Consider the following 26395-nt stretch of genomic DNA (forward strand, 5'->3'; position numbering starts at 1 on the left):
TTCCTGGCCTGGCGGTGGTGCCTGCTGGTGAACATCCCCATCGCGCTGTTCGCGCTCGCCGTCACCGCACCCGTCGTCGAGGAGACCAAGGCCCACGGCGACACCAGCTACGACGTCCCCGGCACCGTCCTCGTCGCGGTCGGTCTCGGTTCCCTCGTGTACGGCTTCACGCAGGCCGAGAAGCACGGATGGGCGTCGGCCCAGACGATCGGGTTCATCGCCGTCGGCTCGATCGCCCTCGTTCTGTTCGTGCTCGTGGAGAAGCGGGCCGCCAACCCCCTGCTGCCGATGTCGGTGCCGTGGCACCGCAACCGCGGACCCAGCTTCCTCGCATCCGTCACGGTCGGCGCCGCCCTGCTCGGCGGCACCCTGTACCTGACGTTCTACCTGCAGATCGTCCTCGGCTTCAGCCCGTTCGTCGCCGGTCTCGCCGCCCAGCTCAGCACCCGTGTCGGGCCGAAGCTGCCGATGACCGTCGGCCCCGTCGTCGCCGCCGCCGGACTGTTGCTGCTCTCCCGTATCGAGGTCCACGGCTCCTACTGGACCGGCGTCCTGCCCGGCCTGCTCGTGTTCGGCGCCGGACTCGGCCTGCTCATGGTGCCCATGCAGAACGTCGCCCTCGTCGGCTACTCCCAGGTCTTCCTGTGGTCGGCGGCCCTCATCGTCGTCATCGCCCCCGTCGTCGCCGCACTCGTCCGTGCCGAAAAGCACGACCTGCCCACCGAGGGCGCCGTCGGGGCGCACTGATCGCTTCCCCCTGAGACGAGCTGAAGGGTCCCTTCGTACGCTGCGAGCGTACGAAGGGACCCTTCAGCTGTTGCGACGGAGAAGAACCGTCAGAAGTTGATCATGTGACCGGCGAGACCGTGGATCGCTTCCTGCAGCGCCTCCGACAGGGTCGGGTGGGTGTGCACGTTGCGGGCCAGTTCGTTGACGGTGAGGTCCCACTTCTGCGCGAGGGTGAGTTCGGGCAGGAGTTCGGAGACGTCGGGGCCGATGAGGTGGCCGCCGATGAGCTCACCGTGGGTCTTGTCGGCGATGAGCTTGACGAAGCCGGTGGGGTCGGCGAGGCCGTGGGCCTTGCCGTTCGCCATGAACGGGAAGGTGGCGACCTTGACGTCGTAGCCTTCGGCCTTGGCCTGCTCCTCGGTGAGTCCGAAGGACGCGACCTGCGGCTGGCAGAACGTGGCGCGCGGCATCATCCGGTAGTCGCCCAGTTCCATCGTCTCGGCGCCGCCGATGGTTTCGGCGGCGACGACGCCCTGCGCCTCGGCGACGTGCGCGAGCTGCAGCTTGGCGGTGACGTCACCGATGGCGTAGATGCCGGGGACGTTGGTGCGCATGCGCTCGTCGATGGCGATGGCGCCGCGGTCGGTGAGCTGCACACCGGTGTTCTCGAGGCCGTAGCCGGTGACGTTGGGGGCGAAGCCGACGGACTGCAGGACCTTGTCGACGACGACGGTCTCGACCGCGCCGGACTTGTTGTCCTTGATGGCGACGGTGACCTTGGTGCCGTCGTCGTCGATGGTCTGGACGGCGGCGCCGGTCTTGATGGTGACGCCGAGCTTCTTGTACTGCTTGGCGATCTCCTTGGAGACGTCGGCGTCCTCGTTGGGCAGGGCCCGGTCGAGGAACTCGACGATCGTGACGTCGACGCCGTAGTTCTTCAGGACGTAGCCGAACTCCATGCCGATCGCGCCGGCACCGACGATGAGGATCGAGCCGGGCAGGTCGCGGGTGAGGATCTGCTCCTCGTAGGTGACGACGTTCTTGCTCACCGACGTGCCCGGAAGCAGCTTGGTGGTGCTGCCGGTGGCGATGATGACGTTGTCGAACGTGACCGTCTCGGTGCCGCCCTTGGTGAGGGTGACGGAGATCGCGTTGGGTCCGGTGAACGTGCCACGGCCCTCGAACTCGTCGATCTTGTTCTTCTTCATCAGGAAGTGGACGCCCTTGACGCGGCCGTCCGCGACCTGACGGCTGCGGTCGAATGCCGCGCCGAAGTCGAAGGTCGCCTCTCCGCTGATGCCGAAGGTCTTGGCTTCCTTGTGGAAGATGTGCGCAAGCTCGGCGTTGCGGAGAAGGGCCTTGGACGGGATGCAGCCGACGTTCAGGCAGACACCGCCCCAGTACTTCTCTTCGATGATGGCGGTCTTCAGTCCCAGCTGTGCCGCGCGGATAGCAGCGACGTACCCACCGGGACCGGCTCCGAGGACAACGACGTCATAGTGTGAGGTCACGAGGCCCTAGCCTAGTCCCGCCCGGATCGTGTGTCCCGAGATGGTCCCTACCGAAAAGTAAGATTCGAAGATCGTCTCCGGCACACCCCGGACACACCTGCAGCCCCAGCCGCCGGAGCGACTGGGGCCGGAGGTGCGAATGCTCAGCTGAACGAGATCGAGCTCCCGAGGTCTCCGACGGTGCTCCCGCCGAAGACGCTGCCCCTGCTGAGGCCGAGGACGATGTCGAGCAGACCCGACAGCGAACCTGTCGCCGACTCACCCAGGGAGCCGAGGTCGATAACGTCCGAGTTCATGGCAGTCGCCTTCCTACTACTGGTGGTCCGAGATCAGGAGAGCTCGGTGACGGAGCCGAAGTTCACGACGTTGCCGATGACGCCGATGAGGGCTGCGATGATGCCGTCGAGATTCATTGCGTTTCCTTACTTTCGTGGTGGTGGTACGACAGGAGAACGAACTAGCTCAGTTCGGTGACGGAACCGAAGTTGACCAGGTTGCCGATGACGCCGACGAGAGCCGCGATGATGCCGTCGAGATTCATTTCTCTGCCTTTCGGGGGAGTTTCGATGTCCGTGATTGTCGTGTGATCTGTTTTGCCCGGGCAGGGAGCGTGCGTGCCGGGGGACCCCGCTCTCCCGGATGCCTTTGCTCCCATGACATCTCGACCGTTTCACACTCCGCACGAGGCAACAGTGGTGTGTTGCTCCGTCGGCTTTCCGGTCGAGATGACGGCCGCTTCATTTCGGCCGTGACAGAAAGGTAGACCAGTTCGTATCCACTTGTCTTCGGTTTCGTTACATCAACTGGGCAGCCGTCCAGGAAATCTTGAAATTCACCCTCCCGCTCACCCTGGACCGCCCGGCGTATTCGACACCGCCACAATGGTGGGATGACGGGACCTACGACGCACTCACCTTCCACTCTGCCGGCCGACGATCCGAACCTGTGGCTCGAGGACGTCACCGGCGACGACGCCCTCGCGTGGGTTCGCGAGCACAACGAGCAGACCGTCGCGGCGTTCACCGCCACCGACGAGTTCACCCGGCTCGAGACCGGGATCCGCACGATCCTCGACACCGATGCCCGCATCCCCTATGTGCGTCGGCGCGGCGACTACCTCTACAACTTCTGGCGCGACGCCCGACACGTCCGCGGACTGTGGCGTCGTACCACGATGGACGAATACCGCAGCGACACAACGGAATGGGAGATCCTCGTCGACGTCGACGAGCTTGCCGAGCGCGAGGGCGAGAACTGGGTGTGGTCGGGTGCGCAGGTGCTGCGCCCCGAGCAGGACCGGGCACTGATCAGCCTGTCCCGCGGTGGCGCCGACGCCGTCGTCGTCCGCGAGTTCGATCTCACCACCGGCACGTTCGACGACACCGCGACCGGCTTCCACACCGACGAGGCGAAAACCGACATCGGTTGGATCGACAGCGAAAACATCTACATCGGAACGGATTTCGGCGAAGGATCTCTCACCGACTCCGGTTACCCGCGGATCGCGAAGCGCTGGCACCGCGGCACTCCGCTCGCCGACGCGGTCACGGTGTTCGAGGGCGAACGAACCGATGTCGCGGTCTCGGCATGGCACGACAGCACCCCCGGCTTCGAACGGAGCTTCGTCGAACGCGCCGTCGACTTCTACACGTCGCAGCGCTTCCAGATCCGCGGCGACGGCACCCTGGCGCGTATCGACACCCCCGAGGACGCCCGGATCTCCGTCTACCGCGAGTGGCTGCTGATCCGACCCCGCTCACCGTGGACCGTCGACGGCACCACCCACCCGGCCGGCTCGCTGCTGGCCGCGCGGTACGACGCCTATCTCGCCGGCGACCGCACGTTGACCACCCTGTTCACCCCCGACGAGCACACGTCGCTCGAACAGTACGCGTGGACCCGCCACCACCTGCTCCTCGTGACGCTCACCGATGTCCGCTCCGCCGTCCACGTTCTCACCCCGAACGAAAACGGTTGGGAGAAAACCACTCTCGATGGACTCCCGGCGATGACATCCACCGAGATCATCGACACCGACCCGCGCGAGAGCGACGACTTCTTCCTCAACGCGAGTGGATACCTCACTCCGGCGACCCTCGTGCACGGCACCGTCGGCGGCCCACTCGAGGCCCTGAAGGCTGCGCCCGAATTCTTCGACACCACCGGACTGTCCGTGACGCAGCACTTCGCGACCTCCGACGACGGCACCCGCGTCCCGTACTTCGTGGTGCGCCGCGACGACGCCCCCGCCGGCCCCACCCTGCTCTACGGGTACGGCGGCTTCGAGAACTCGCTGACCCCCGCCTACAGCGGCATCACCGGCACCGCGTGGCTGCAACGCGGCGGCACCTACGTCGTCGCGAACATCCGTGGCGGCGGCGAGTACGGCCCGGAGTGGCACACGCAGGCCGTCCGCGAGGGCCGGCACCTCGTGTACGAGGACTTCGCCGCCGTGGCCCGCGACCTCGTCGCCCGCGGCATCACCACGCCCGCACAGTTGGGCGCACAGGGCGGCAGCAACGGTGGGCTGCTGATGGGCGTCATGCTCACCACGTACCCGGAGTTGTTCGGCGCGATCGTCTGCCAGGTGCCGCTCCTGGACATGAAGCGCTACCACCTGCTGCTCGCGGGCGCGTCGTGGACGGCCGAGTACGGCGACCCCGACAATCCCGACGACTGGGCGTTCATCTCCGAGTACTCGCCGTACCAGAATGTGCGCGCCGACGCAGACATGGACGTGCGGTACCCACCGATCCTCATCGCCACCTCCACCCGCGACGACCGCGTCCACCCCGGACACGCCCGCAAGATGACGGCCCGGTTGGAGTCCGAGGGCCATCCCGTCCACTACTACGAGAACATCGAGGGCGGCCACGGCGGCGCCGCCGACAATGCGCAGGCCGCGTTCAAGTCGGCGCTGACCTACACGTTCCTGTGGGATCACCTGGCGAAACCGTCTTCGGACATCGAGCGCGTGGACTACGATTCGCCCGAATCCGTCAAATCGAATCGAGCCACCACATGACCTCCGAGGACCTTCCAGACTCCCCGGCCTCCCCGTGTCCCCTGTTCCGGCGCCTCGGCGCGGGGGCCCTCGTCACCGCGACCGCGGCGGCCGCACTGCTCACCGCGGCACCCGTCGCCGCGGCCGGCGGCATCCCGAACACCGCCCCGGCCGCACAACCGGCGGACCCGGCGGCGTCCGGTGCTCACATCACCCGCGTCGAACCCATCACCGACCGGTGGGTGCGGGTGTTCGTGTACTCGCCCGCGATGCAGGCCGAGCAGCAGGTGCAGGTTCTGCTGCCGCGCGACACGACCGCCCCGCGGCCGACGCTGTACCTGCTCGACGGCAGTTCCGCCGACCCCGGTACCAACAACTGGACCGAGGAGGGCGGGGCCGTCGAGTTCTTCGAGGACAAGCCCGTCAACGTCGTCCTCCCCACCGGCGGTGAGGCCAGCTACTACACCGACTGGGAGCGCCCCGACCCGAAGCTCGGCAACTACCGGTGGGAGACGTTCCTGACGAAGGAACTGCCGCCGCTGATCGACGCCCGATTCGACGGCACCGGCGTCCAGTCGATCGCCGGACTGTCGATGGGAGCACAGTCCGCGATGATGCTCGCGATGCGTGCGAACGGCTTCTACCGCGGTGTCGCGGCGTTCAGCGGGTGCTACCAGACCGTCGACGACCTCGGCTTCACCCAGATGCGGGCCACCGTGTCGTACCGCGGCGGCGACATCACCAACATGTGGGGGCCGCGCACCGATCCGCAGTGGGCCGAGCACGACGTACTGATCGGCGCCGAGAAACTACGCGGAACCGTGCTGTACGTGTCGACGGCCACCGGACTGCCCGGGCCGAACGAAACCCTCGACAACCCGAACCTGCCGCTGCTGCTGGCACTGGGCGCGCCGATCGAGGCCGTCACCGATCACTGCACGCACCGCCTCGACGACCGACTGCGGTCGCTCGGTATCCCGGCGACGTTCGTCTACAACCCGGTCGGCGTCCACACGTGGCCGTACTGGCGGGAGGAACTGCCGAAGTCGTGGCCGACGCTCGCGGCGTCGCTCGGCGTCTGAGCGCGCCCGGTTTCCGAACGGACGAGAAGGGCGGTACCGGTGCACGTGCACCGGTACCGCCCTTCTTCGATGCTCCGAGGAGCCGGTATCAGCTGAGCGAGCTCAGGGAGCCGAGCGAACCGGTCGAGGTCGAATCGCCACCGTCCGAGCTGCCCGAACCGATCTTGTTCAGCTGCTCGAGAATGGTGGTGAAGGACTTCAGGATGCTGATGATCTCGGTCGAACCCATGATTGACTCCCTGCAATTACTGGTGGTGTGGCGCCTCGAAGCGAATGCGCTGCGGCCAATATAACGACCGGAACGCGGTCTGGCATCGATTTGGCGCATGAATGCGGGATGAAATATCGGGGTGATGCCCGAAGGGAGGATTCGGGGAACGTCACTGCTGGTCACGGAGCCAGGCGACGATCCGATCCACGGTACTTTCGGGTGTCCGGATCCAGCCGTTGTGCCCTAGCTTTTCGGGCTGATGCCAGGTAGTGACGCTCGCACCGGACAATTTACGCAGTAGGTTCTCCGTCGACTGCTGGGGCGCCAGATCGTCCCCCTCGATCGAGATCGACAGCACCGGCACCGACAGTTGCGCGAGCCGCTCCTCGTAGTCGATGTCCGCCCCCGACGGCTCGATCCGCCCCGACCGCGCGAACCGCGACCAGTCCGAGATCAGCACCCGCGACTGCCGTCCGAAACCACCGACGTCCAGACGGTCGCCCGGCCAGAAACCCGCGACACTCGCGGTGATCGACATCGCCGCGGAGCCGAGCAGCAGCCCCGGAGACCGCGCCCCCGAGAATCCCCGGTAGTACGGCGACCCGGACGCCACCAGGATCAGCCCACCCAGCGCACCCCGGATCCGGGCCGCGTACATCGCCCCCAACTGGCCACCCATGCTGTGCCCCAACAGGAACGGGGTGCTCGAATCGAACCGCTCGTGCACCGCCTCGACGATCGCCGGCAGGTCCACCGACACCAGTTCCTGATAACCGAACGTGCTCGACGCGTTCGGCCGCGGCCGGCTGTCACCCTGTCCCCGCAACTCCCCCACCGCAGCGCAGAATCCGCGGTCGACGATCGACTCCGCGAACCGGTCGTAGAAACCGGCCGGGATCCCCAACCCGGGAACGATCACCACGACGGGTGCGCCCTCCGGACCGGGAAACAGACGCACCGGCGTCGTCGTCCCGTCGGGCATCTGGATCGGCACGGTCTCCACCACGCCCCGAGCCTATGCCCACACGGTCGCGACGACCCGGCATTCGCAACGCCGTCGCACACCTTTTCCCGGCATCACACACCCATTCCATATACAGAACGTGTGTGATCCCAGCAGAAGGTGTGCGGTGTCGACCCGACGCCGGGGCGCCCCCTGAGACGAAAGATCAGGGTGCAGATCCGGGGAAATACCGATGGTGCCGACGGACACCGCGCACCAGACTCGACGTCATGACCTCCAGCGAATCGCCCCGCCCCTTCGTCCGCTCCCGCAACCAGCGCATGCTCGCCGGAGTGTGTGGCGGCATCGCCGAGTACTTCGGCGTCGACGCCAACATCGTCCGCGTCCTCGCCGTCCTCGGCGCGTTCGCGTCGTTCGGCACCGTTGCCCTCGTCTACGCCGCCGCGTGGATGCTGATGCCCGACGCGTGACCCCGGACATGAGAGAAGCCCGGGACACCGCATTCGGTGTCCCGGGCTTCTTCGGCTACCTGGGCTCAGGCGTTCCGATCCGAGGGGATCAGAAGTCCATGCCGCCCATGCCACCGGTCGGGTCGCCCATGGGAGCAGCGGCCTTCTCCGGCTTGTCGGCGACGACAGCCTCGGTGGTCAGGAACAGGGCCGCGATGGACGCAGCGTTCTGCAGCGCCGAGCGGGTGACCTTGACCGGGTCGTTGATGCCCGCAGCGAGCAGGTCCTCGTACTCACCGGTGGCGGCGTTCAGGCCGCTGCCGGCGGGCAGGTTGCGAACCTTCTCCGCGACGACGCCGGGCTCGAGGCCGGCGTTGAACGCGATCTGCTTGAGCGGGGCCTCGAGGGCAACCTTGACGATGTTGGCACCGGTGGCCTCGTCGCCCTCCAGCTTCAGGTCGTCCAGGACCGGAGCGGACTGCAGCAGAGCCACGCCACCACCGGCGACGATGCCCTCCTCGACGGCCGCCTTCGCGTTGCGGACAGCGTCTTCGATGCGGTGCTTGCGCTCCTTGAGCTCGACCTCGGTCGCAGCGCCGGCCTTGATGACGGCGACGCCACCGGCCAGCTTGGCCAGGCGCTCCTGCAGCTTCTCGCGGTCGTAGTCCGAATCCGACGCCTCGATCTCGGCGCGGATCTGGTTGACGCGACCGGCGATGGCGTCGGCGTCGCCGGCACCCTCGACGATGGTGGTCTCGTCCTTGGTGACGACGACCTTGCGGGCGCGGCCCAGCAGCTCGATGCCGGCGGTCTCGAGGGACAGGCCGACCTCTTCGCTGACGACCTCGCCACCGGTGAGGATGGCGATGTCGGCGAGCTGCGCCTTGCGGCGGTCACCGAAGCCCGGAGCCTTGACGGCGACGGACTTGAACGTGCCACGGATCTTGTTGACGACCAGGGTCGACAGGGCCTCGCCCTCGACGTCCTCGGCGATGATCAGCAGCGGCTTACCGGCCTGGATGACCTTCTCCAGCAGCGGCAGCAGGTCCTTGACCGTCGAGATCTTGGAGCTGACGAGCAGGATGTACGGATCCTCGAGGACCGCTTCCTGACGCTCGGCGTCGGTCGCGAAGTACAGCGAGATGTAGCCCTTGTCGAAGCGCATACCCTCGGTGAGCTCGAGCTGCAGGCCGAAGGAGTTGGACTCCTCGACGGTGATGACGCCTTCCTTGCCGACCTTGTCCATCGCCTCGGCGATGAGCTCGCCGATCGTGGAGTCGCCCGCCGAGATACCGGCGGTGGCAGCGATCTGCTCCTTGGTCTCGACCTCCTTGGCGGTGTCGAGCAGCTTGGTGGTGACGGCCTCGACGGCCTTCTCGATGCCGCGCTTCAGACCCAGCGGGTTGGCGCCGGCAGCAACGTTGCGCAGACCCTCACGGACCAGCGCCTGCGCCAGAACCGTCGCCGTCGTGGTGCCGTCACCAGCGACGTCGTCGGTCTTCTTGGCGACCTCCTTGACCAGCTCGGCGCCGATCTTCTCGTAGGGGTCCTCGAGCTCGATCTCCTTGGCGATGGAAACACCGTCGTTGGTGATCGTGGGGGCGCCCCACTTCTTCTCCAGCACGACGTTGCGACCCTTGGGTCCCAGCGTCACCTTGACGGCGTCAGCGAGGCTGTTCAGGCCACGCTCGAGGCCGCGACGTGCCTCTTCGTCGAACGCGATGATCTTGGCCATTGCGAAGTGATCCTCCGGATTGGGGGTGACACACAGAGCGATCGCTCGTCGGATCGCCCCATTTACGCTTCCGGCCAGGCTCGGTGCCCGCGACGGACGACCGGGGGTGTCTAGGATCCCGGTCTCACCGTCCCGACCTGGCACTCACGTATCGCGAGTGCCAGGTGTATTTCTAGCACTCGGACAGGGTGAGTGCAACGTTCCGGAGTACCGCGCACCCACCCCTCACGAGGTCAGCCGAGGCAGGTCTGACCGGTCTTCAGATTCCACGCGAACGACAGCGGCCCGACGCAGTCCACCCGGCCCTGCTCGGCCGTCGCACCCGAACCCCAACCGGCGATCGCGAACGTCGCGTAACCGTCGTCGGCCCACGAGTGCGCGATACCGCCACCGAGAGCGACGGCCAGCGACTGACCGTTGCCGCGCGACGCGCTCAGCGCCGTGCCGTAGCCCGTCGCGAGACTGTTCGACGACCCGAGGCCCTGCGCCACCGACACGGCCGTGCCGCTGTCCGCTGCCGCCGACCGGGCCACGCCCTGCTCGAACGCCTGTGCACCACAGCTCGCGAACTCCGAGACCTGGATGTCGTTGGGGGACACCGGGGACGTGCACACCACCGGGGCCGCCGCCGCGGTACCCGCACCGAGAAGCGAAACACCTGCTGCCACACCGATTCCCGTCACCGCGACCGTCGCCGCACGCGTCACCGTCCGGCCGAGATCGGAGAGGACACGCAGACGGGAGAAGAGGGGCATTCGAACTCCTTCGAGACAGGGAAAGGGGAGGCAAGTGTCCGCGACACTACATGCTCGGAATGCCGGGATCCAGGATTTTCGTAGCAAACCGAAGAAGCTCGGCGCGTCACCCCAGAGATGCCAGCAGCTCCGGTAGATCCGCCACCGAATCGACCAGATGATCAGGCCGGTCCACCGCGAGTTCGAGGACCGGTTCCCGGAACTTCCCGGTCCGCACCAGCACCCCCGTCATCCCCACCCGCTGCGCCGGCAGGACATCGCCACGGAAGTCGTCACCGACCATCACGGTCGCCGCCGGGTCGCTGCCGGTCAGCTCCGCCGCAGCCAGGAATCCGGCGAGCGACGGCTTGCCCACCGACACGATCCGCGAACCGGAGGCCTCCTCGAGCCCCGGAAGGTACGTGCCGACGTCCGCGCGCAGACCGTCCGACTCCGCCCACATCGCCGACCGGTGCATCGCGACCACCGGAACCCCCGCCACCATCAGATCCAGGACCCGGCTGAGTGCGGCGTGCGTGAACTCCGGGCCGGCACCGCCCAGCACGACCACCTCGGGATCGGCGTCGTCGAACACGACGTCGGGCATGTCGGCGCGGACGTCCCCCCGATTGAGGAGCAGCACCCGCGCCCCCGGATACGTCGACCGCAGATACTCGGTGGTCAGCCGGGCCGCCGTCACGATCTCCCCGGAACGGATGTCGAACCCCACCGCCTTCAGCGAGGCGGCGATCTCGTCGCACGTCCGCGACGTCGTATTGGTGAGAAAGGCCCGCGGCACGCCCCGGCGGCGGATCTCCTCGAGCGCCGCCACCGCACCGGGCACAGGCTGCCACGAGGTGACGAGCACTCCGTCGATGTCGAACAACACGCCCTCGACCCGGCTCATACATCCGAGCGTATCCGCCGGACAGGCCGCCGGACAGGCCGCCGGACAGGTCCGAGAGAAGGACCGCAGTGACCTACCGCACACGACGAGCTACGATCGCCGGGTATCTGTAACCGGCTGTACCGACCACCGTGATGGAGAGCCCACTCGTGACGAACACCCTCGAAGCCAGCATCGAGATCGCCGCCACCCCACAGGACGTGTGGACGATCGTGTCCGACCTGAAGCGCATGGGCGAATGGAGCCCGCAGTGCCGGAAGATGCGGGTGTCCGGCGAAGTCCGTGAGGGCACCAAGACGTTCAACATCAACCGCAAGGGCCTCCTCGTGTGGCCGACCACCTCGAAGGTGGTCCGGTTCGAGCCCAACAAGACCATCGCGTTCCGGATCGCCGAGAACCGCACCATCTGGTCGTACACCCTCGAACCCACCGAGACCGGCACCCGCGTCGTCGAACGCCGCGAAGCCCCCACCGGCACCAGCAAGGTGTCGCAGTTCCTCGTCAAGACCGTCCTCGGCGGGCCCGACGCCTTCGAAGCCGACCTGGTCGCCGGCATGAACGCCACCCTCGCCCGCATCAAGAACGCGGCCGAGGCCATCAGCACCGGGGCCGTCGACTCCCGCTAGCACACATGGCGACCCACCGGTTCGGGGCAGTCACGTAACCTGTGTCAGCACGCGCGGCGAACCTCGCCGCCCAATTCGACCGGTAAGAGGAAACGTGGCACGTCGACCGACGCCCCCTGGAACACCCCAGCCCACCGGAGTCGGCCACCTGCTCGACCTCGTCAAGTCGGCCGTTCCCCCACTGCACCCCGCCGGGCTGCCGTTCGTCCTGACCCCACTCGCCGTCGCCGCGGTCGGACGCAACCGGCCGTGGATACGCCGGGCCGGGCTCGCCTCCGCCGCCGCGTGCGCCGCGTTCTTCCGGCACCCGCACCGGGTGCCGCCGAACCGTCCCGGCGTCGTCGTCGCCCCCGCCGACGGTGAGGTCGCCCTCGTCGACACCGCCGTCCCGCCCGCCGAACTCGGCCTCGGCGACGCCCCGGTGCCGCGGGTGAGCATCTTCCTGTCCGTCCTCGACGTCCACGTCCAGCGGGTGCCCGTCGCCGGCGTCGTGAAGAAGGTCGTGCACCGGCCCGGACAGTTCCTGTCCGCGGACCTCGCCGATGCCAGCGAAGTCAACGAACGCAACAGCATGCTCCTCGAGACCGGCTCCGGGCACAGTGTCGCCGTCGTCCAGATCGCCGGCCTCCTCGCCCGCCGCATCGTGTGCGACGCGAAGGAGGGCGACGCCCTCACCATCGGCGACACGTACGGGCTCATCCGGTTCGGCTCCCGCGTCGACACCTACTTCCCCGCCGGCACCGAACTCCTCGTCGAACGCGGCCAGCGCACCGTCGGCGCCGAAACCGTCCTCGCGCAGCTGCCGTGAGACCACCGCGACCCAGTCGGCAGCACGCGGTACGGCTCCTGCCGAGCATGATCACGATCCTCGCGCTGTGCGGTGGCCTGTCCGCCGTCAAGTTCGCGCTCGACGGTGAACTCGGCACCGCCCTCGCGATGATCGGCGCCGCCGCCGTCCTCGACTCCCTCGACGGCCGCATCGCCCGCATGCTCGACGCCACCAGCAAGATGGGCGCCGAACTCGACTCGCTCGCCGACGCCATCTCGTTCGGCGTCGCCCCCGCGCTCGTCCTGTACGTGACGCTGCTCGACGGCAACCGCTTCGGCTGGATCATCGCGCTGCTGTACGCGGTCAGCATCGTGCTGCGGCTCGCCCGCTTCAACACCCTCCTCGACGACGACACCGCCCCCGGCTACACGAAGGACTTCTTCGTCGGCGTCCCCGCCCCCGCCGGCGCCCTCATCGCCCTCGCCCCCCTCTCCGCGTACGTCCAGTGGGGTGACGGCTGGTGGTCGTCGATCGGCATCGTCACCGTGTGGACCCTGCTGTCCGCCGCCCTCATCGTCAGCCGCATCCCCACCTTCGCGATGAAGAGCGTGTCCGTGCCGCCGCGCATGGTCGCCCCGCTGCTCGCCCTCGTCGCGCTCGCCGCAGCCGCCCTCGTCACCTACCCGTTCGTGCTGCTCATCGTGCTCGTCGGCGCCTACCTCGTGCACATCCCCTTCGCGATCCGCTCCCAGCACTGGGTCGCCGCCCACCCCGAAACCTGGGACATCAAACCCGCCGAACGCCGTGCCATCCGCCGCGCCCCCGGCAGCAACCGCCGCTCCGCAGCCCGACTGGGCCTGCGTCGACCGCGGCCCCGGTAGGCGTCCCGAGCCGTCAGAGGTCCGGCCGGCGCTTCTTCCGAGCACTCAGCAGTGCGCCGTGGATCTCGTCGATCACCGCAGCCGGGTTCACCATCATCTCCTTGGTGACGAAGTGGATCTGCCAGCCGGCCGTGCGCAGCGCATTCTGTCGATTCCGGTCCCGCGCCAGTGCCACGCGCCGTCGTACTCGACCACGAGCCGCTCCTTCTCGAACGCGAAATCGACGCGGGCCACGAACTTCCCGTCCGCGTAGATCCGCAGTTGTGGTTCCGGATGCAGGCCCTCGAAGTGCATCCGCACCCGCAGTTCCGATTCGGGTGGTGATTCGGCGCGCGGATCGGTCAGCGCCAACGCCTCGCGGGCCCGCACGACCCCGTGATCGTGACGGTCCGCGAGATACGACGCCATCCGCTGCTGCGTCGTCGACCCCGCGCGCAGGATCCGATCGGCGTCCGCCACGGCCCGGATCAGCGGCCGGCCGGCAAGTACGTCGAACACCATTCGTTCCGGGCTCGCGATCGCGATCGTCCCCCACGGCTGGTGGTCGGTGGACGCGATCCGGACCCGTCGAACGTTCAGTCCGGGACGACGGTTGACGCGATGCCCGGGCAGTGCGATCACCTCGACCGGATCCGACGTCGACGCCACCTCGACGCCCCGCACCACGGCCGCCGACCGACCCGTCAGCACGAGCGCTCCGGCCCCGGTGAGCGCGGCCGCCCGGCAACGCAGCTCATGACTGTCGCGGACGACGCTCGGACAGTAGACGCCGCGGAACAGTCGGCGGACCCGCGGACCCCGCAGATCGGACGCGGTGAGGGCACCGTCGCGTACCGCGTCCCGCCCCACGAACACTTCCGGCAGTTCCGGCTTTCGTTTCTTCACGACTCGACACGGTGCCGCACCCGACCGTCCGATCCGGCGTCCCGGACCCGAGTTGTCCACAGATTCGAGGGGTCTGCGCGTTTGTCCACAACCCAATTTCCTCGCGTTGTGCGCACTTGTCGCGCATCCGCACCCGGTTTCCTCGCGATAAGTGCGCGAAACGCGAGGGATCCGGCACGCGAGGAGCGATAAGTGCGCGAAACGCGGGCGGCGGGTGCCGAACCACGCGACAAGTGCGCGAAACGCGGGAGCGAGGGGACGAAACGGGCCCGACACTAGGCTGGTCCGCGTGACCTCTCCCGAACTGACGCTCACGGTCCGGCTCAACACGTCCGCGGCGGACACCCGTCGAGGCGTCGTGCGCCTGCACCCCGAGGTACTCGCGGCCCTGGGGCTGCGGGAATGGGATGCCGTCTCGCTCGTCGGGGCGCGGACGACGGCCGCGGTCGCGGGCATCGCGCCGAGCGGCACCCCCACCGGAACAGCCCTGCTCGACGACGTCACGCTGTCGAATGCGGGGCTGCGCGAGAACGCGTCGGTGGTCGTCGCTCCCGTCACCGTGTACGGGGCGCGCGCCGTCACGGTGAGCGGCTCCGGCCTGGCACAGCAGTCCATCTCGGAGGCGACGCTGCGTCAGGCGCTGCTCGGCAAGGTGTTGACCGTCGGTGACGCGGTGTCGCTGCTGCCGCGTGATCTCGGCCCGGGCACCAGTACCTCGTCGGCGACGCAGGCCCTGTCGCGGACGTTCGGTGTCACGTGGACGTCGGAGCTGCTGACCGTGACGGGCGTCGACCCGGCGGGCGGGCCGGTGAGTGTGCAGCCCAATTCTGCGGTGAGCTGGGGTTCCGGTGGCCCGGCGGCAATGACTGCCGCGCAACCGATTCCGGCGTCCACCACCCGGACCACCGCCACCAGGCCCGCCGGCTCCCGCCCCACCGGGACGGTCCCGGTCGACGAGCTGGTCGGGGTGTCCGCGCAGGCCGGCAAGCTCACCGAGTGGCTCGCACTCGCCCTCGACGAGCCGGAACTGCTGCGCACGCTCGGCGCGTCCCCGCATCTCGGGGTGCTGGTCACCGGGCCGGCCGGGGTGGGGAAGGCGACGCTGACCCGGTCGGTGCTCGCGGCCCGGCAGGTCGTCGAACTGGACGGCCCCGGTGTCGGCGCGTCCGAGGCACAGTCGCGGCTCGAGCGGGTCACCGCCGCCGTGGACGCGGTGCGGTCCGGCGGGGTGCTGTTGGTCACCGACGTCGACGCCCTGCTGCCCGCCACCCGCGAGCCGGTGTCGACGCTGATCCTCGATCAGTTGCGGCGGGCCGTGGACACTCCGTCGGTGGCGTTCGTCGCGACCACCGCACATCCCGAATCGGTCGACGACCGACTCCGGGAACCGGAGTTGTGCGACCGGGAACTGACCCTGCCCCTCCCCGACGGCACGGGCCGCCGACAGCTGCTCGAGCATCTGCTCCGACAGGTCCCCACCGAGGATCTCGACGTCACCGAGATCGCTTCGCGCACCCCCGGATTCGTTGTCGCCGACCTGGCGGCACTGTGCCGGGAGGCGGCGCTGCGGGCGGCGTCGCGGGCCAACACCGACAAGACCGAGCCGTGTCTGACGCAGGCCGATCTGATCGGTGCCCTCGACGTGATCCGCCCGCTGTCCCGTTCCGGTACAGAGGAACTCGCGATCGGCAGCATCACCCTCGACGACGTCGGTGACATGGTCGAGACGAAACAGGCACTCACCGAGGCTGTGCTGTGGCCGTTGCAGCACCCGGACTCGTTCGCCCGCCTGGGCGTCGAACCACCACGCGGCGTGCTGCTGTACGGGCCGCCCGGCTGCGGTAAGACGTACCTCGTTCGCGCCCTGGCCAGTTCCGGCCAGCTCAGTGTGCACGCCGTCAAAGGCGCCGAACTGATGGACAAGTGGGTGGGCGCGTCGGAGAAGGCGGTGCGCGAACTGTTCCAGCGGGCCCGCGACTCGGCGCCGTCCCTGATCTTCCTCGACGAGGTGGACGCCCTCGCCCCGCGCCGCGGCCAGAGCAGCGACTCCGGTGTCACCGACCGGGTCGTGGCCGCGCTGCTCACCGAACTCGACGGCGTCGAACCGCTGCGCGACGTCGTCGTGCTCGGCGCCACCAACCGTCCCGACCTGGTCGACCCGGCACTGCTGCGCCCCGGACGGCTCGAACGCCTGGTGTTCGTGCCGCCACCGGACGCCGACGCCCGCCGGGAGATCCTGCGGACGTCGGGCCGGTCGGTGCCGCTCGCCGACGACGTGAATCTCGACGAACTCGCCCACGATCTGGACGGCTACTCGGCCGCCGACTGTTCCGCCCTGCTACGGGAGGCCGCGCTCACCGCGATGCGCCGGGACGTCGATGCCGCCACCGTCACCGCCGACGACGTCGCGACAGCCCGGAAAGCGGTGCGGCCGTCGCTGGACGCGGCACAGGTGGCGCATCTGAAGGAGTACGCGGAGAACCGGTGACCGGCCGGTAGCGTCGAGGTGGTGACCACGAACGTCCGCGCCCCGCTGCCCGTTGCCGCCGCCCTGTTCACCGGGGCGCTGGGCACGTATGCGCTGATCAGCCCGCCCGAATGGTACGGCGCGTTCGCGGCGTCCAGCCGGCAGCTGCAGTCGTGGCTCAGCGCGATCCCGACGGCCGTCGCGATCGGCACCATCGTCGCGGTCCTCGCGTACTGGGCACTGCAGCGCACCGCCACCACCCGGCCGGCGTGGGTGACGGCGGCCGTCGCGACCGCCGCGCTGATCGCGATCCGGTTCGCGGTGCACGGCGCCGCCGACGTCGACGTGCTGACGCTCCTGCACTACGGCAAGTGCATCGCCGCCGGAATCCTGTTGGGGGCGACGGTCGCAGCGGCATGGGCCCGCCCGATCCCGCGGCTCGCGCTGGTGATCGCGTCCGCGTCCACACTCGTTCTCGCGCACGGCGCCCGCGCCGGCTGGTCACCGAGCACCTCCACCCTCGGCGAGCCGTCGTGGTGGATCCTCGTGCCCGCCCTCGTCCTCGCACTCGCATGCGCGGTCACCGCCACGACGTCCGACGAACCCTCCCGCACCCCCGCGGAGGTCGCCGGAGCCATCGCGGTCGCGGCCCTCACCCTCGCCGGCGCGCACCGACTGCTGGGGTCGTGGATCGACAGCCCGGACGGCTCCCGGTTCCGGCTGTGGGTCGTCATCGGCATCAGCCTCGTCCTCGTCGTCGTCCTCACCGAACTGTGGGCCCGACGCCTCGACGCACCGTTCCTGTTCGCCGCGACCGCCGTCGCCGCCGCCGTCCCGTTCGTCGCGACCGTGCTGTGGCAGGAATCGCTGCAGCAGATCGCGTGGGCCGTGGTGGCCGTCGGGATCGCAGCGGTGACGGCCGGAATGCTTGCCGCACCGCGGCTGCCGTCGCCCGTCGTCGGGCCGGCCGTGCTCGCGGTGATCCCGCTCTGGACGCTGATCGACCCGACACCGTCCACCGGCGTCGGACTATTGGTCGTCGAACTCGCCGTCCTCGGCGTCGGCATCGGCCTCACCCTCGGGGCGACCCTGCCCGACGTCGGCGGCCTCGCGGTCCTCGGACTCGTCGTACCACTGCTGTCGCTGGTGTTCACGACGGTCGTCGACATCACGACACGGTTCGAGACCTCCACGGCGTTCGTGCCGGACCACTCTGCTTTCCATCTCTATGCCGCCCTCGAGATACCTGCCGACACGTCCGTTCCGTTCTCGGACGACATCACCTTCGACCGGCTGGCCGCCGCGGCGCTGCTGCTGGTGGTCGTGTTCTGCGGGTTCGCGTTGCGGCCCCGGCGGTCAGTCGACGAGGTCGAGTTCCCGGAGGCGGGCGAAGACGAGTCGTGAGCCGGGGGCGGTTTCGGGGAGTGCGGTGTATTCGGCTTCGGTGAAGTAGCGGATTTCGTCGACTTCGCTGGTGGCGTGGGGTTCGTCGACGAGGTCGGCGAGGTAGCACGTCATGTGGAGTCGGGTGCCGGGGCGGTGTCCGAAGGCGGGGGCTTCGAACACGCCGAGTTCGCGGAGGGTGCCGGGGACGATGCCGGTGTCGAGTTCTTCGCGGATTTCCCGGTGCAGGGCTTGTTCGGCGGTTTCGCCGGGGTCGATCTTGCCGCCGGCCATGTAGAAGGCGGTCTTGCCGGACGATCGGGCCTGGAGGAGGCGGCGGTCGCGGATGTGGGCGAGGGCGGCGGTGCGGATCACGGGGAGGTCGTCGTCGGGCACGCGTCGAAACATACTCCCGGTCCCGACGCATCCGGCCGTTCGAGACACCACCCGCCCATTCGAGCGGTTTGCCCGTTTCATACCGCTCGTGAGTGTTGTCGGTGCCTTTTGTAGAATGGCTCCGGTAGTCCGTCTTGCGACCTGTTCGCCCGGTCTACTCGACTCTCGGTTCGCGCCGATTCGTCACCCCGCCGCCCGGACAACCCGACGGAGTGCCATTTGCTGGTCGTATTGATCGCTCACGCCCTTGCTGCTGTTCTGGCTCCACTCGTCGTGCGATCAATGGGACGCAACGGATTCTTCCCGCTGGCCCTCGTGCCGCTCGCGAGTCTCGGCTGGGTGATCGCCAACTGGGGTGTCGAGCGGGAACTGCACATCAGCTGGGTGCCCGGCCTGTCGATGGACATCGACATGCGGTTCGATTCCCTCGCCGCGATCATGTCGGTGCTGGTCCTGGGTGTCGGCACCCTGATCCTGGTCTACTGCGCCCGCTACTTCACCGACGACGAACCCCGCCTCGGCATCTTCGCCGCCGAGATGGTCGCGTTCGCGGGCGCCATGTTCGGCCTGGTGACCAGCGACAACATGATCATCCTCTACACGTTCTGGGAACTGACGACGATCCTGTCGTTCCTGCTCGTGGGCCACTACGCCGAACGTGCGACCAGTCGGCGCGCGGCGACGCAGGCGCTGCTCGTGACCACCGCGGGTGGCCTGGCGATGCTGGTCGGCATCATCATGCTCGGCCAGCTGGTGGGCAGCTACAACATCTCCGACGTCGTCGCGCACCCTCCGGACGGCTGGCTCGCGAGCGTCGCGATCGTGCTGGTGCTGATCGGCGCGCTGTCGAAGTCCGCGATCGTGCCGCTGCACTTCTGGCTGCCGGGTGCGATGGCCGCCCCCACCCCGGTCAGCGGGTACCTGCACGCGGCCGCGATGGTGAAGGCCGGCATCTATCTCGTGGCGCGGCTGGCTCCCGGGTTCGCGGATTCGCCGCCGTGGCGGGTCACGATCATCGTGTTGGGCCTGATCACGATGCTGCTCGCCGGCTGGCGCTCGCTACGGTCGTTCGACCTCAAACTGGTGCTCGCGTTCGGCACCGTCAGCCAACTCGGCTTCCTGACGGTCCTCGTCGGTGTCGGCACCCGCGACGCCGCTCTCGCCGGTATGACGATGGTCGTCGCGCACGCCATGTTCAAGGCCGCCCTGTTCATGGTGGTCGGCATCATCGACCACACCACCGGCACCCGCGACATCCGCAAGCTCGCCCGGCTGGGTCCGAGCGCCCCGTGGCTGGCGGTGATCGCGGCCCTCGCGGCCGCGTCGATGGCCGGGCTGCCACCGTTCCTCGGGTTCGTCGGCAAGGAGGCCGCGCTCGAGGCGATCCTCACCACCGATGTCCTCGACCCGTGGGCGCGCATCGCGACGCTGGCCGGGATCGTGCTCGGTTCGGTGCTCACCCTCGCGTACAGCATCCGGTTCGTGTGGGGTGCGTTCGGGCGTAAACGACAGAAGCATCCGAGCCCGGCCGTCGCCAGCATGCACGCCCCGTCGGCCCTGTTCCTGGCACCGCCCGCGCTGCTCGCGGTCGCCGGCCTGGCCGCCGGACCGCTGTCCCCGCAGTTCGAGAAGCTCCTGACGCCGTACACGACGACCCTGCCGGCCGGGCCGCACCCCGACTACCACCTGGCGCTGTGGCACGGATTCAACATGCCGCTGCTGCTCACCGCCCTGGTCATCGCACTCGGCACCGTGCTGTTCGTCGCGCACCGGTGGGCGGCCACCCACGTGCGGTTCCAGAATCCGCCGCTCGGCAACGCCGACCGCGTGTACGACGCCGTCCTGCGCGGCATGGACACCCTGTCGATGCGACTGACCGGTTTCACACAGCGCGGTTCGCTGCCGCTGACGCAGTCCACGATCCTCACGACACTGATCTTGCTGCCGGTGATCCTGCTGGCACTGAACACCGACGTGTGGGCACGGATCCGGTTGTGGGAGTCGCCGCTGCAGCTCGTCGTCGGCATCATGATGATCTCGGCGGCACTCTCCGCGGTGGTGCTGCGCAACCGCCTGGCCGCGGTCATTCTCGTCGGCCTGAGCGGCTACGGCTGCGGTGTCATCTTCGCCCTGCACGGCGCCCCGGACCTGGCACTCACCCAGTTCCTCGTCGAGACACTGACCCTGGTGATCTTCGTGCTGGTGCTGCGCAAGCTGCCCGCCGAAATCGACGAACGGCAGGCCGTCGGCTTCAAGCTGCCGCGGGCGCTGCTCGCGATCGGCGTCGGCGCCACGATCACGACGCTCGCCGCATACGCGATGAACGCCCGCAACTCGGTACCGATCCATCTCCAGCTTCCGGAGGCCGCGTACACGCTCGGCAACGGCCGCAACGTCGTCAATGTGCTGCTCGTCGACATCCGTGCGTGGGACACGCTCGGGGAGATCTCGGTGCTGCTCGTCGCCGCGACCGGTGTCGCGAGCCTGGTGTTCCGGCACCGCCGGTTCGGGACCGCGCCGCGCGTGTCCGACGCCCCGTCCATCGTGCTGGACGCGGCCGCGTCGAACACCGAGACGACGTGGCTGCGCGGCGGTGACCTCATCGATCCGCGGCACCGCTCGCTCGTCCTCGAGGTGACGACCCGGCTGATCTTCCCGACGATGATGGTGCTGTCGGTGTACTTCTTCTTCTCCGGCCACAACGCGCCCGGCGGCGGGTTCGCGGGCGGCCTGACGGCCGGTCTGGCGCTGGTGCTGCGATACCTCGCCGGCGGCCGCTACGAGCTCGGCGAAACCGTCCCGATCGACGCCGGAAAGATCCTCGGCATCGGCCTGCTGCTCGCCGCCGGCACCGCCGTGACATCGCTGCTGCTGGGTGCGCCGCCGCTGTCGTCGGCGGTGTTCGAGGTGACCCTGCCGCTGCTCGGGCACATCAAACTCGTCACCGCGCTGTTCTTCGACCTGGGGGTGTACCTGATCGTGGTGGGCCTCGTGCTCGACGTGCTCCGCAGTCTCGGGGCCCGACTCGACGCGAAGGAGGAGGTGAACGCGTGATGGACGCCGACCTCGCCTCGCTGATCCTGATCGGTGTGCTGTCCTCGGCCGGCGTGTACCTGCTGATCGAACGCAGCATCACCCGCATGCTGCTGGGGCTGCTGCTCATCGGCAACGCCGTCAACCTGCTCATTCTCACCGTCGGCGGCCGGTCCGGGAATCCGCCGATCGTCGGACGCGACTCGATCCACGAGGAGATGGCCGACCCGCTGGCCCAGGCGATGATCCTGACCGCCATCGTCATCACGATGGGCATCGCCGCGTTCGTGCTGGCCCTCGCCTACCGCTCCTACAAGATCAACACCGCGGACCGGGTCGAGGACGACCCCGAGGACACCAAGGTGTCCCAGCGGCGCACCCCCGCGGACGCGCCGGACCGCGACCGCTCCGACGACCCGGTCACCGGTGCACCGTCGAAGATCGGCGACGCCTTCGACGCCGAGGGCAACCCGATCCCCGTCGAACTCGTCGAGGAACCCGAGGACTACCGGGCGTCCGAGAACCATCTGGACGACCCCGACGACACGGAATCCGTGGGAGGACACCGATGACCCTGTCCCCCGACCTCATTGCGACCCTGGCGCCGCTGCCGGTCCTCATCCCGATGCTCGCCGCGGCCGCCACCCTCGTCGTCGGCCGCCGCTCCACCGTCCAGCGGTGGATCACCGTGGGCGCGCTGGTCGCCGTCACCGCGATCTCCGCGATGCTGCTGTACCTCGCGGACCGGCACGGCACCACCGCGATCCAGGTCGGCGGCTGGGACACTCCGATCGGCATCACCCTCGTCGTGGACCGGTTGTCGGCACTGATGCTGCTGGTGTCGGCGATCGTGCTGCTCGCCGTCATGATCTATTCGATCGGCCAGGGCATCCGCGACGGCCACGAGCAACAGCCGGTGTCGATCTTTCTGCCCACCTATCTCGCGCTCACCGCGGGCGTGTCCAACGCGTTCCTCGCCGGTGACCTGTTCAACCTGTACGTCGGGTTCGAGGTGCTGCTGGCCGCGAGTTTCGTGCTGCTGACGCTGGGGGCGAGCGCCGACCGGGTCCGGGCCGGCGTCTCGTACGTCATGGTGTCGATGGTGTCGTCGCTGATCTTCCTGTGCGGCATCGCGTTCGCGTACGCCGCGACGGGAACGCTCAACCTCGCGCAGATGGCGCTGCGGTTCGACGACATTCCCGTCGGCACCCGCATGGCGATCTTCGGGGTCCTGCTGGTGGCGTTCGGCATCAAGGCCGCGGTGTTCCCGCTGTCGACGTGGCTGCCCGACTCCTACCCGACCGCCCCGGCCCCGGTCACCGCGGTGTTCGCGGGCCTGCTCACCAAGGTCGGCGTGTACGCGATCATCCGCGCCCACACACTGCTGTTCCCGCAGGGCGAGCTCGACGGCATCCTCATGGTGTGCGGCCTGCTCACGATGCTCGTCGGCATCCTCGGCGCGATCGCCCAGTCCGACATCAAACGTCTGCTCTCGTTCACCCTGGTCAGCCACATCGGCTACATGATCTTCGGTATCGCGCTGTCCACCCAGTCGGGACTGTCGGGTGCCGTGTACTACGTGGCGCACCACATCGTCGTGCAGACCACCCTGTTCCTGGTGGTCGGTCTCATGGAACGGCAGGGCGGCTCGTCGTCGCTGCGCCGGCTCGGCGGTCTCGCCGCGGCCAGCCCGCTGCTCGCGATCGTGTTCCTGATCCCGGCGCTCAATCTCGGTGGCATCCCGCCGTTCTCCGGGTTCATCGGCAAGATCGCGCTGTTGCAGGCCGGTGTCGCGCATCCGAGTGTACTGTCGTGGATGCTCGTCGCCGGCGGCACCGTCACGAGCCTGCTGACGCTGTACGTCATGGCCCGTGTGTGGACCAAGGCGTTCTGGCGGGCCCGCGCCGACGCCCCGGAGGGGGACCTCGCCGACGTGAGCCCGTCCGCGCTCATCGACGAGTCCGAGGCGGACATCGCGTTCGTCGACCGGGAGGACGTCGGCCGGATGCCGGTGTTCATGCTGGTGCCGACCATCGGGCTGGTCGTGGTGGGTCTCGCGCTGACGGTGTTCGCGGGCCCCATGATCGGGGTCAGCGACCGGGCCGCGAAGGACCTGCAGAACCGCGACGTGTACATCAGTTCCGTTCTCGGTGAGGGAGGCGGCCGATGACCCGGCAACGCGTTCTGCGCTTCGGCATCCTCGTGTGGCTGGCGCTCGTCTGGACGCTGCTGTGGGGCACGTTCAGCATCGCCAACCTGGTCGGCGGTCTCGCTGTCGGCGCGCTCATCATGTGGCTGCTGCCGCTGCCCCGCGTTCCCGTCGAGGGGCGGGTGCACCTGTGGTCGATGCTGAAGCTGATCGGGATGGGCATCGTGTACGCCGCCCAGTCGAGCGCGCAGGTCGCCTGGCTCGCGCTCCGGCCCGGACCGCCCCCCATCACCGGCGTGCTGCGCTGCAAGCTCGGTATCAAATCGGATCTCGTGCTGACGCTGTGCATCGACCTGCTCAACCTGATCCCCGGCACCATGGTGCTCGAGGTCGATCAGGCCCGGCGCGTCGTGTACGTCCACGTTCTCGATGTCGGCACCACCAAGGCCGTCGACCAGTTCTATCGGACCACCCGGCGGCTGGAGCGGCTGTTCATCGAGGCGTTCGAACGCGACTCCGACTGGCAGCCGGCGCCGTGGCATCTGCGCGACTACGAGTACCACGACCAAGGCAGGGAGGATCCCTCATGACAGCCGTGATGGTCATCGCCGGGGTGATGCTGGTGGCGGCGGCGCTGCTGACCACCTACCGGCTGCTCGCCGGACCGAGCAGTCTCGACCGTCTCGTCGCGATGGACACGCTCGTCGCGACCGCGATCGGCGGACTGTCGGTGTGGGCGGCATACACGCGGGACACCACGATCGTCCCCGCGATCGTCGCACTCGCCCTCGTCGGCTACGTCGGCTCGATCAGTGTCGCCCGATTCCGGGTGAGTGACGACTCGTGAACACCGTCCTCGACATCGTCGCCGCCGTCTGCATCCTGGTCGGCGCACTGCTGGCATTGACCGCCGCGATCGGTATCGTCCGCTTCCCCGACACCCTCTCCCGCATGCACGCGGCCAGTAAGCCCCAGGTCATCGGGCTGGTTCTGGTTCTGGTCGGTTCGGTGATCCGGTTGCACGGCAACGTCGACATCTGGATGCTCGTTCTCGTCGGCCTGTTCACGCTGCTCACGGCACCGGTCATCGCGCACAGCGTCGGCCGGGTCGCCTACCGCGAGCAGCGCGGCCGGGACGGGCTGCTCATGGAACAGTTCGACGAGGATCCGGGAACGTTCCGATAGCGCCGGCCCTGCCGTGGAACGTGCGCAGGTAGGCGTAGGCGAACAGGGCCGGAACACCGAGCAGCAGCGGCGCCGACACCATCGGATACTCGGCGATGGGCACCGCGAGGTAGCGGTAACTCAGCAGCAGTGCCGCGAGCAGCAGGGCGCCGCCGGCGACGAGCCGGATCCGGAACGCCCCCCACCCGCGTTCGGGGTCGCGCAGCACCGATTCGAGGGTGAGGGTGAGGACCACGCCGGCGATGAGGTCGACGCCGTAGTGGTAGCCGAACCCGAGGGTCGCGGCGAGTGTGCACACCAGCCAGAACGTGCCGCCCCAGCGCAGCCAGCGCGGTCCCTGCCGGGAGTGCAGGAAGATCGCGAGTGCCCACGCCGTGTGCAGGCTGGGCATGCAGTTGCGGGGGGTGCCGTCGTCGAACGGCATCGGTGACGGCGTCGGATCGAACGGCACGACCGACGGCCAGAAGTCGCCCACCTGGAAGCCGTTGCCGTCGGCACCGAACGCGAAGATGGGGCCCACCACCGGGAACAGGATGTAGAAGATCGGCCCGATCAGCCCGATCAGCAGGAACGTGCGGACCAGGTGGTGCGACGGCCAGCCCTTGCGCAGCTGGTACAGCGCCACGACGATCGCGGCGACGGGCAGTTCGATGTACACCCAGTGCAGGACGCCGTAGCCGACGGCCCCGGTCGCGTCGACGATGTTGCCCATCACCCACGACGGGTTGCCGAGGGCGTGGTCGGCGAGCTGGACGTACTGGTCGAGGACCTCCGGCCCGGCGAGGACGGTGATGTGCAGCCACACGTCACCGAACTTGGTGGCGACGATCAGCAGCGCGCCGAGTCCGACGCCCATGAGCGCGTTGCGGCGTTGCTCGCCGGACCACTTCCAGCCGGCCCAGACGCCGATCGTGGTCAGCACGATCACGGCGCCGTTGCCGACGGTGAGAGGGCCGCCCGCGAGGTACCGGATCGCGGCGACGACGACGTCGATCGCGGCGGCACTCGACAGGGCGATCACCCGCTGCCGGTTGGTGAGCCCCACCATCGCGAGCGCGAGCCCGGCCCACGGCACGGACGCCGATTTGGGGGTGCCGGCAAAATCGTCGAGGAGGCTCGTCAGCGGTCCCTCGAAACCCCGCGACGACGCGAAGATCTGCAGTCCGGCGAGGGCTCCGACCACCGCGACGACACCGGCGACGAGCAACCGTCGGCGGATATCCGGAGTCAGTTGTACCTGCCCCGTCCGGGCACCGTCGTCCACCAGCACGCCGTTCATAGTAAACGGCGGGTGA

At 68.6% G+C, this 26395-nt stretch carries 25 protein-coding genes; 15 read left to right on the top strand and 10 right to left on the bottom strand.

The features are described from left to right. The first annotated feature begins 27 nt into the window (after positions 1–27). The gene (locus tag Q5696_RS17760) at positions 28–747 is read left to right on the top strand and encodes an efflux MFS transporter permease (protein WP_305092573.1); all 720 of its coding nucleotides are present in this window, start codon (positions 28–30) and stop codon (positions 745–747) included. An 89-nt stretch (positions 748–836) separates the two neighbouring features. Here Q5696_RS17760 and lpdA read toward each other — a convergent pair whose 3' ends face one another. Further along, positions 837–2240, bottom strand: coding sequence for a dihydrolipoyl dehydrogenase (gene lpdA, locus Q5696_RS17765; RefSeq protein WP_305092574.1), 1404 nt, complete (start codon positions 2238–2240; stop codon positions 837–839). Positions 2241–2383: 143 nt separating this feature from the next. After that, positions 2384–2536, bottom strand: a complete 153-nt coding sequence (locus Q5696_RS17770) for a hypothetical protein (protein ID WP_305092575.1) — start codon at positions 2534–2536, stop codon at positions 2384–2386. Positions 2537–3129: 593 nt separating this feature from the next. Between Q5696_RS17770 and Q5696_RS17775 the strand changes: the two genes are divergently transcribed. Both Q5696_RS17775 and Q5696_RS17780 read left to right on the top strand, forming a co-directional pair. Then, complete coding sequence (locus tag Q5696_RS17775; RefSeq protein WP_305092576.1) at positions 3130–5265, top strand: prolyl oligopeptidase family serine peptidase; 2136 nt, start codon at positions 3130–3132, stop codon at positions 5263–5265. Next, complete coding sequence (locus tag Q5696_RS17780) at positions 5262–6326, top strand: alpha/beta hydrolase (RefSeq protein ID WP_305092577.1); 1065 nt, start codon at positions 5262–5264, stop codon at positions 6324–6326. Before Q5696_RS17775 ends, Q5696_RS17780 begins: the two co-directional genes overlap by 4 nt. 88 nt (positions 6327–6414) lie before the next feature. Here Q5696_RS17780 and Q5696_RS17785 read toward each other — a convergent pair whose 3' ends face one another. After that, complete coding sequence (locus Q5696_RS17785; RefSeq protein ID WP_305092578.1) at positions 6415–6555, bottom strand: hypothetical protein; 141 nt, start codon at positions 6553–6555, stop codon at positions 6415–6417. Positions 6556–6706: 151 nt separating this feature from the next. Continuing rightward, positions 6707–7540: an alpha/beta hydrolase family protein gene (locus Q5696_RS17790; protein WP_305095362.1), complete on the bottom strand. Its 834-nt coding sequence runs from the start codon at positions 7538–7540 to the stop codon at positions 6707–6709. Between the two features lie 230 nt (positions 7541–7770). Between Q5696_RS17790 and Q5696_RS17795 the strand changes: the two genes are divergently transcribed. After that, positions 7771–7971 (top strand): PspC domain-containing protein, encoded by a 201-nt coding sequence (locus tag Q5696_RS17795; RefSeq protein ID WP_305092579.1) that lies wholly within the window; start codon positions 7771–7773, stop codon positions 7969–7971. An 88-nt stretch (positions 7972–8059) separates the two neighbouring features. On the opposite strand, the gene groL is transcribed toward Q5696_RS17795, so the two are convergent. From groL to Q5696_RS17810, 3 genes are all read right to left on the bottom strand, one after another. Then, a complete protein-coding gene (gene groL / locus Q5696_RS17800) occupies positions 8060–9685 on the bottom strand; it encodes a chaperonin GroEL (protein WP_305092580.1) in 1626 nt (541 codons plus the stop codon). A gap of 233 nt (positions 9686–9918) precedes the next feature. Beyond that, positions 9919–10440, bottom strand: a complete 522-nt coding sequence (locus Q5696_RS17805) for a DUF6764 family protein (RefSeq protein WP_305092581.1) — start codon at positions 10438–10440, stop codon at positions 9919–9921. A gap of 106 nt (positions 10441–10546) precedes the next feature. Further along, complete coding sequence (locus Q5696_RS17810; RefSeq protein ID WP_305092582.1) at positions 10547–11326, bottom strand: HAD-IIA family hydrolase; 780 nt, start codon at positions 11324–11326, stop codon at positions 10547–10549. Positions 11327–11475: 149 nt separating this feature from the next. Between Q5696_RS17810 and Q5696_RS17815 the strand changes: the two genes are divergently transcribed. The 3 genes from Q5696_RS17815 (at position 11476) to Q5696_RS17825 (ending at position 13602) form a co-directional block, all read left to right on the top strand. Beyond that, entirely contained in the window at positions 11476–11952 is a 477-nt protein-coding gene (locus Q5696_RS17815) for an SRPBCC family protein (RefSeq protein ID WP_305092583.1), read from the top strand. Between the two features lie 94 nt (positions 11953–12046). Then, positions 12047–12760, top strand: coding sequence for a phosphatidylserine decarboxylase (locus tag Q5696_RS17820; RefSeq protein WP_305092584.1), 714 nt, complete (start codon positions 12047–12049; stop codon positions 12758–12760). Between the two features lie 47 nt (positions 12761–12807). Then, a complete protein-coding gene (locus Q5696_RS17825; RefSeq protein ID WP_305092585.1) occupies positions 12808–13602 on the top strand; it encodes a CDP-alcohol phosphatidyltransferase family protein in 795 nt (264 codons plus the stop codon). 93 nt (positions 13603–13695) lie between these two features. Here the strand turns inward: Q5696_RS17825 and Q5696_RS17830 are convergent, their stop codons facing one another. Further along, on the bottom strand, positions 13696–14487 hold the full coding sequence (locus Q5696_RS17830; protein WP_305092586.1) for a putative endonuclease domain-containing protein: 792 nt from the start codon (positions 14485–14487) through the stop codon (positions 13696–13698). 289 nt (positions 14488–14776) lie between these two features. Here Q5696_RS17830 and Q5696_RS17835 point away from each other — a divergent pair, with 289 nt between their 5' ends. Continuing rightward, positions 14777–16975, top strand: a complete 2199-nt coding sequence (locus Q5696_RS17835) for an AAA family ATPase (RefSeq protein ID WP_305092587.1) — start codon at positions 14777–14779, stop codon at positions 16973–16975. 21 nt (positions 16976–16996) lie between these two features. Then, positions 16997–18358, top strand: coding sequence for a hypothetical protein (locus tag Q5696_RS17840; protein ID WP_305092588.1), 1362 nt, complete (start codon positions 16997–16999; stop codon positions 18356–18358). Here the strand turns inward: Q5696_RS17840 and Q5696_RS17845 are convergent. Continuing rightward, positions 18311–18733: an NUDIX hydrolase gene (locus Q5696_RS17845; protein WP_305092589.1), complete on the bottom strand. Its 423-nt coding sequence runs from the start codon at positions 18731–18733 to the stop codon at positions 18311–18313. The genes Q5696_RS17840 and Q5696_RS17845 overlap by 48 nt on opposite strands. A 219-nt stretch (positions 18734–18952) precedes the next feature. Here Q5696_RS17845 and Q5696_RS17850 point away from each other — a divergent pair, with 219 nt between their 5' ends. Genes Q5696_RS17850 through mnhG form a run of 6 tightly spaced genes read left to right on the top strand, consistent with a single transcriptional unit; the run spans position 18953 to position 25100 of the window. Further along, a complete protein-coding gene (locus tag Q5696_RS17850) occupies positions 18953–21787 on the top strand; it encodes a Na+/H+ antiporter subunit A (RefSeq protein WP_305092590.1) in 2835 nt (944 codons plus the stop codon). Next, on the top strand, positions 21787–22338 hold the full coding sequence (locus Q5696_RS17855) for a Na(+)/H(+) antiporter subunit C (RefSeq protein ID WP_305095363.1): 552 nt from the start codon (positions 21787–21789) through the stop codon (positions 22336–22338). The genes Q5696_RS17850 and Q5696_RS17855 overlap by 1 nt, the downstream gene beginning before the upstream one ends. After that, positions 22335–23936 (top strand): Na+/H+ antiporter subunit D, encoded by a 1602-nt coding sequence (locus tag Q5696_RS17860; protein ID WP_305092591.1) that lies wholly within the window; start codon positions 22335–22337, stop codon positions 23934–23936. Before Q5696_RS17855 ends, Q5696_RS17860 begins: the two co-directional genes overlap by 4 nt. After that, positions 23933–24505, top strand: a complete 573-nt coding sequence (locus tag Q5696_RS17865) for a Na+/H+ antiporter subunit E (RefSeq protein WP_305092592.1) — start codon at positions 23933–23935, stop codon at positions 24503–24505. The genes Q5696_RS17860 and Q5696_RS17865 overlap by 4 nt, the downstream gene beginning before the upstream one ends. Further along, positions 24502–24762, top strand: a complete 261-nt coding sequence (locus Q5696_RS17870) for a monovalent cation/H+ antiporter complex subunit F (protein ID WP_305092593.1) — start codon at positions 24502–24504, stop codon at positions 24760–24762. The genes Q5696_RS17865 and Q5696_RS17870 overlap by 4 nt, the downstream gene beginning before the upstream one ends. After that, positions 24759–25100 (top strand): monovalent cation/H(+) antiporter subunit G, encoded by a 342-nt coding sequence (gene mnhG, locus Q5696_RS17875; RefSeq protein WP_305092594.1) that lies wholly within the window; start codon positions 24759–24761, stop codon positions 25098–25100. Before Q5696_RS17870 ends, mnhG begins: the two co-directional genes overlap by 4 nt. Here the strand turns inward: mnhG and Q5696_RS17880 are convergent. Then, positions 25060–26379 carry a phosphatase PAP2 family protein gene (locus tag Q5696_RS17880; RefSeq protein ID WP_305092595.1) on the bottom strand — a complete coding sequence of 440 codons (1320 nt, stop codon included), beginning with the start codon at positions 26377–26379 and terminating at the stop codon, positions 25060–25062. The two genes, mnhG and Q5696_RS17880, sit on opposite strands and share 41 nt — an antisense overlap. Positions 26380–26395: the final 16 nt, after the last annotated feature.

This window comes from Prescottella sp. R16 (assembly GCF_030656875.1).
In the GTDB taxonomy this organism is placed as follows: domain Bacteria; phylum Actinomycetota; class Actinomycetes; order Mycobacteriales; family Mycobacteriaceae; genus Prescottella.

Coding starts and splice junctions, on each gene's coding strand:
- Q5696_RS17770 (WP_305092575.1), bottom strand. CDS start 2,536: ATGAACTCGGACGTTATCGACCTCGGCTCCCTGGGTGAGTCGGCGACA.
- Q5696_RS17775 (WP_305092576.1), top strand. CDS start 3,130: ATGACGGGACCTACGACGCACTCACCTTCCACTCTGCCGGCCGACGAT.
- Q5696_RS17780 (WP_305092577.1), top strand. CDS start 5,262: ATGACCTCCGAGGACCTTCCAGACTCCCCGGCCTCCCCGTGTCCCCTG.
- Q5696_RS17785 (WP_305092578.1), bottom strand. CDS start 6,555: ATGGGTTCGACCGAGATCATCAGCATCCTGAAGTCCTTCACCACCATT.
- Q5696_RS17795 (WP_305092579.1), top strand. CDS start 7,771: ATGACCTCCAGCGAATCGCCCCGCCCCTTCGTCCGCTCCCGCAACCAG.
- groL (WP_305092580.1), bottom strand. CDS start 9,685: ATGGCCAAGATCATCGCGTTCGACGAAGAGGCACGTCGCGGCCTCGAG.
- Q5696_RS17805 (WP_305092581.1), bottom strand. CDS start 10,440: ATGCCCCTCTTCTCCCGTCTGCGTGTCCTCTCCGATCTCGGCCGGACG.
- Q5696_RS17810 (WP_305092582.1), bottom strand. CDS start 11,326: ATGAGCCGGGTCGAGGGCGTGTTGTTCGACATCGACGGAGTGCTCGTC.
- Q5696_RS17825 (WP_305092585.1), top strand. CDS start 12,808: ATGATCACGATCCTCGCGCTGTGCGGTGGCCTGTCCGCCGTCAAGTTC.
- Q5696_RS17855 (WP_305095363.1), top strand. CDS start 21,787: ATGGACGCCGACCTCGCCTCGCTGATCCTGATCGGTGTGCTGTCCTCG.
- Q5696_RS17860 (WP_305092591.1), top strand. CDS start 22,335: ATGACCCTGTCCCCCGACCTCATTGCGACCCTGGCGCCGCTGCCGGTC.
- Q5696_RS17865 (WP_305092592.1), top strand. CDS start 23,933: ATGACCCGGCAACGCGTTCTGCGCTTCGGCATCCTCGTGTGGCTGGCG.
- Q5696_RS17870 (WP_305092593.1), top strand. CDS start 24,502: ATGACAGCCGTGATGGTCATCGCCGGGGTGATGCTGGTGGCGGCGGCG.
- Q5696_RS17880 (WP_305092595.1), bottom strand. CDS start 26,379: ATGAACGGCGTGCTGGTGGACGACGGTGCCCGGACGGGGCAGGTACAA.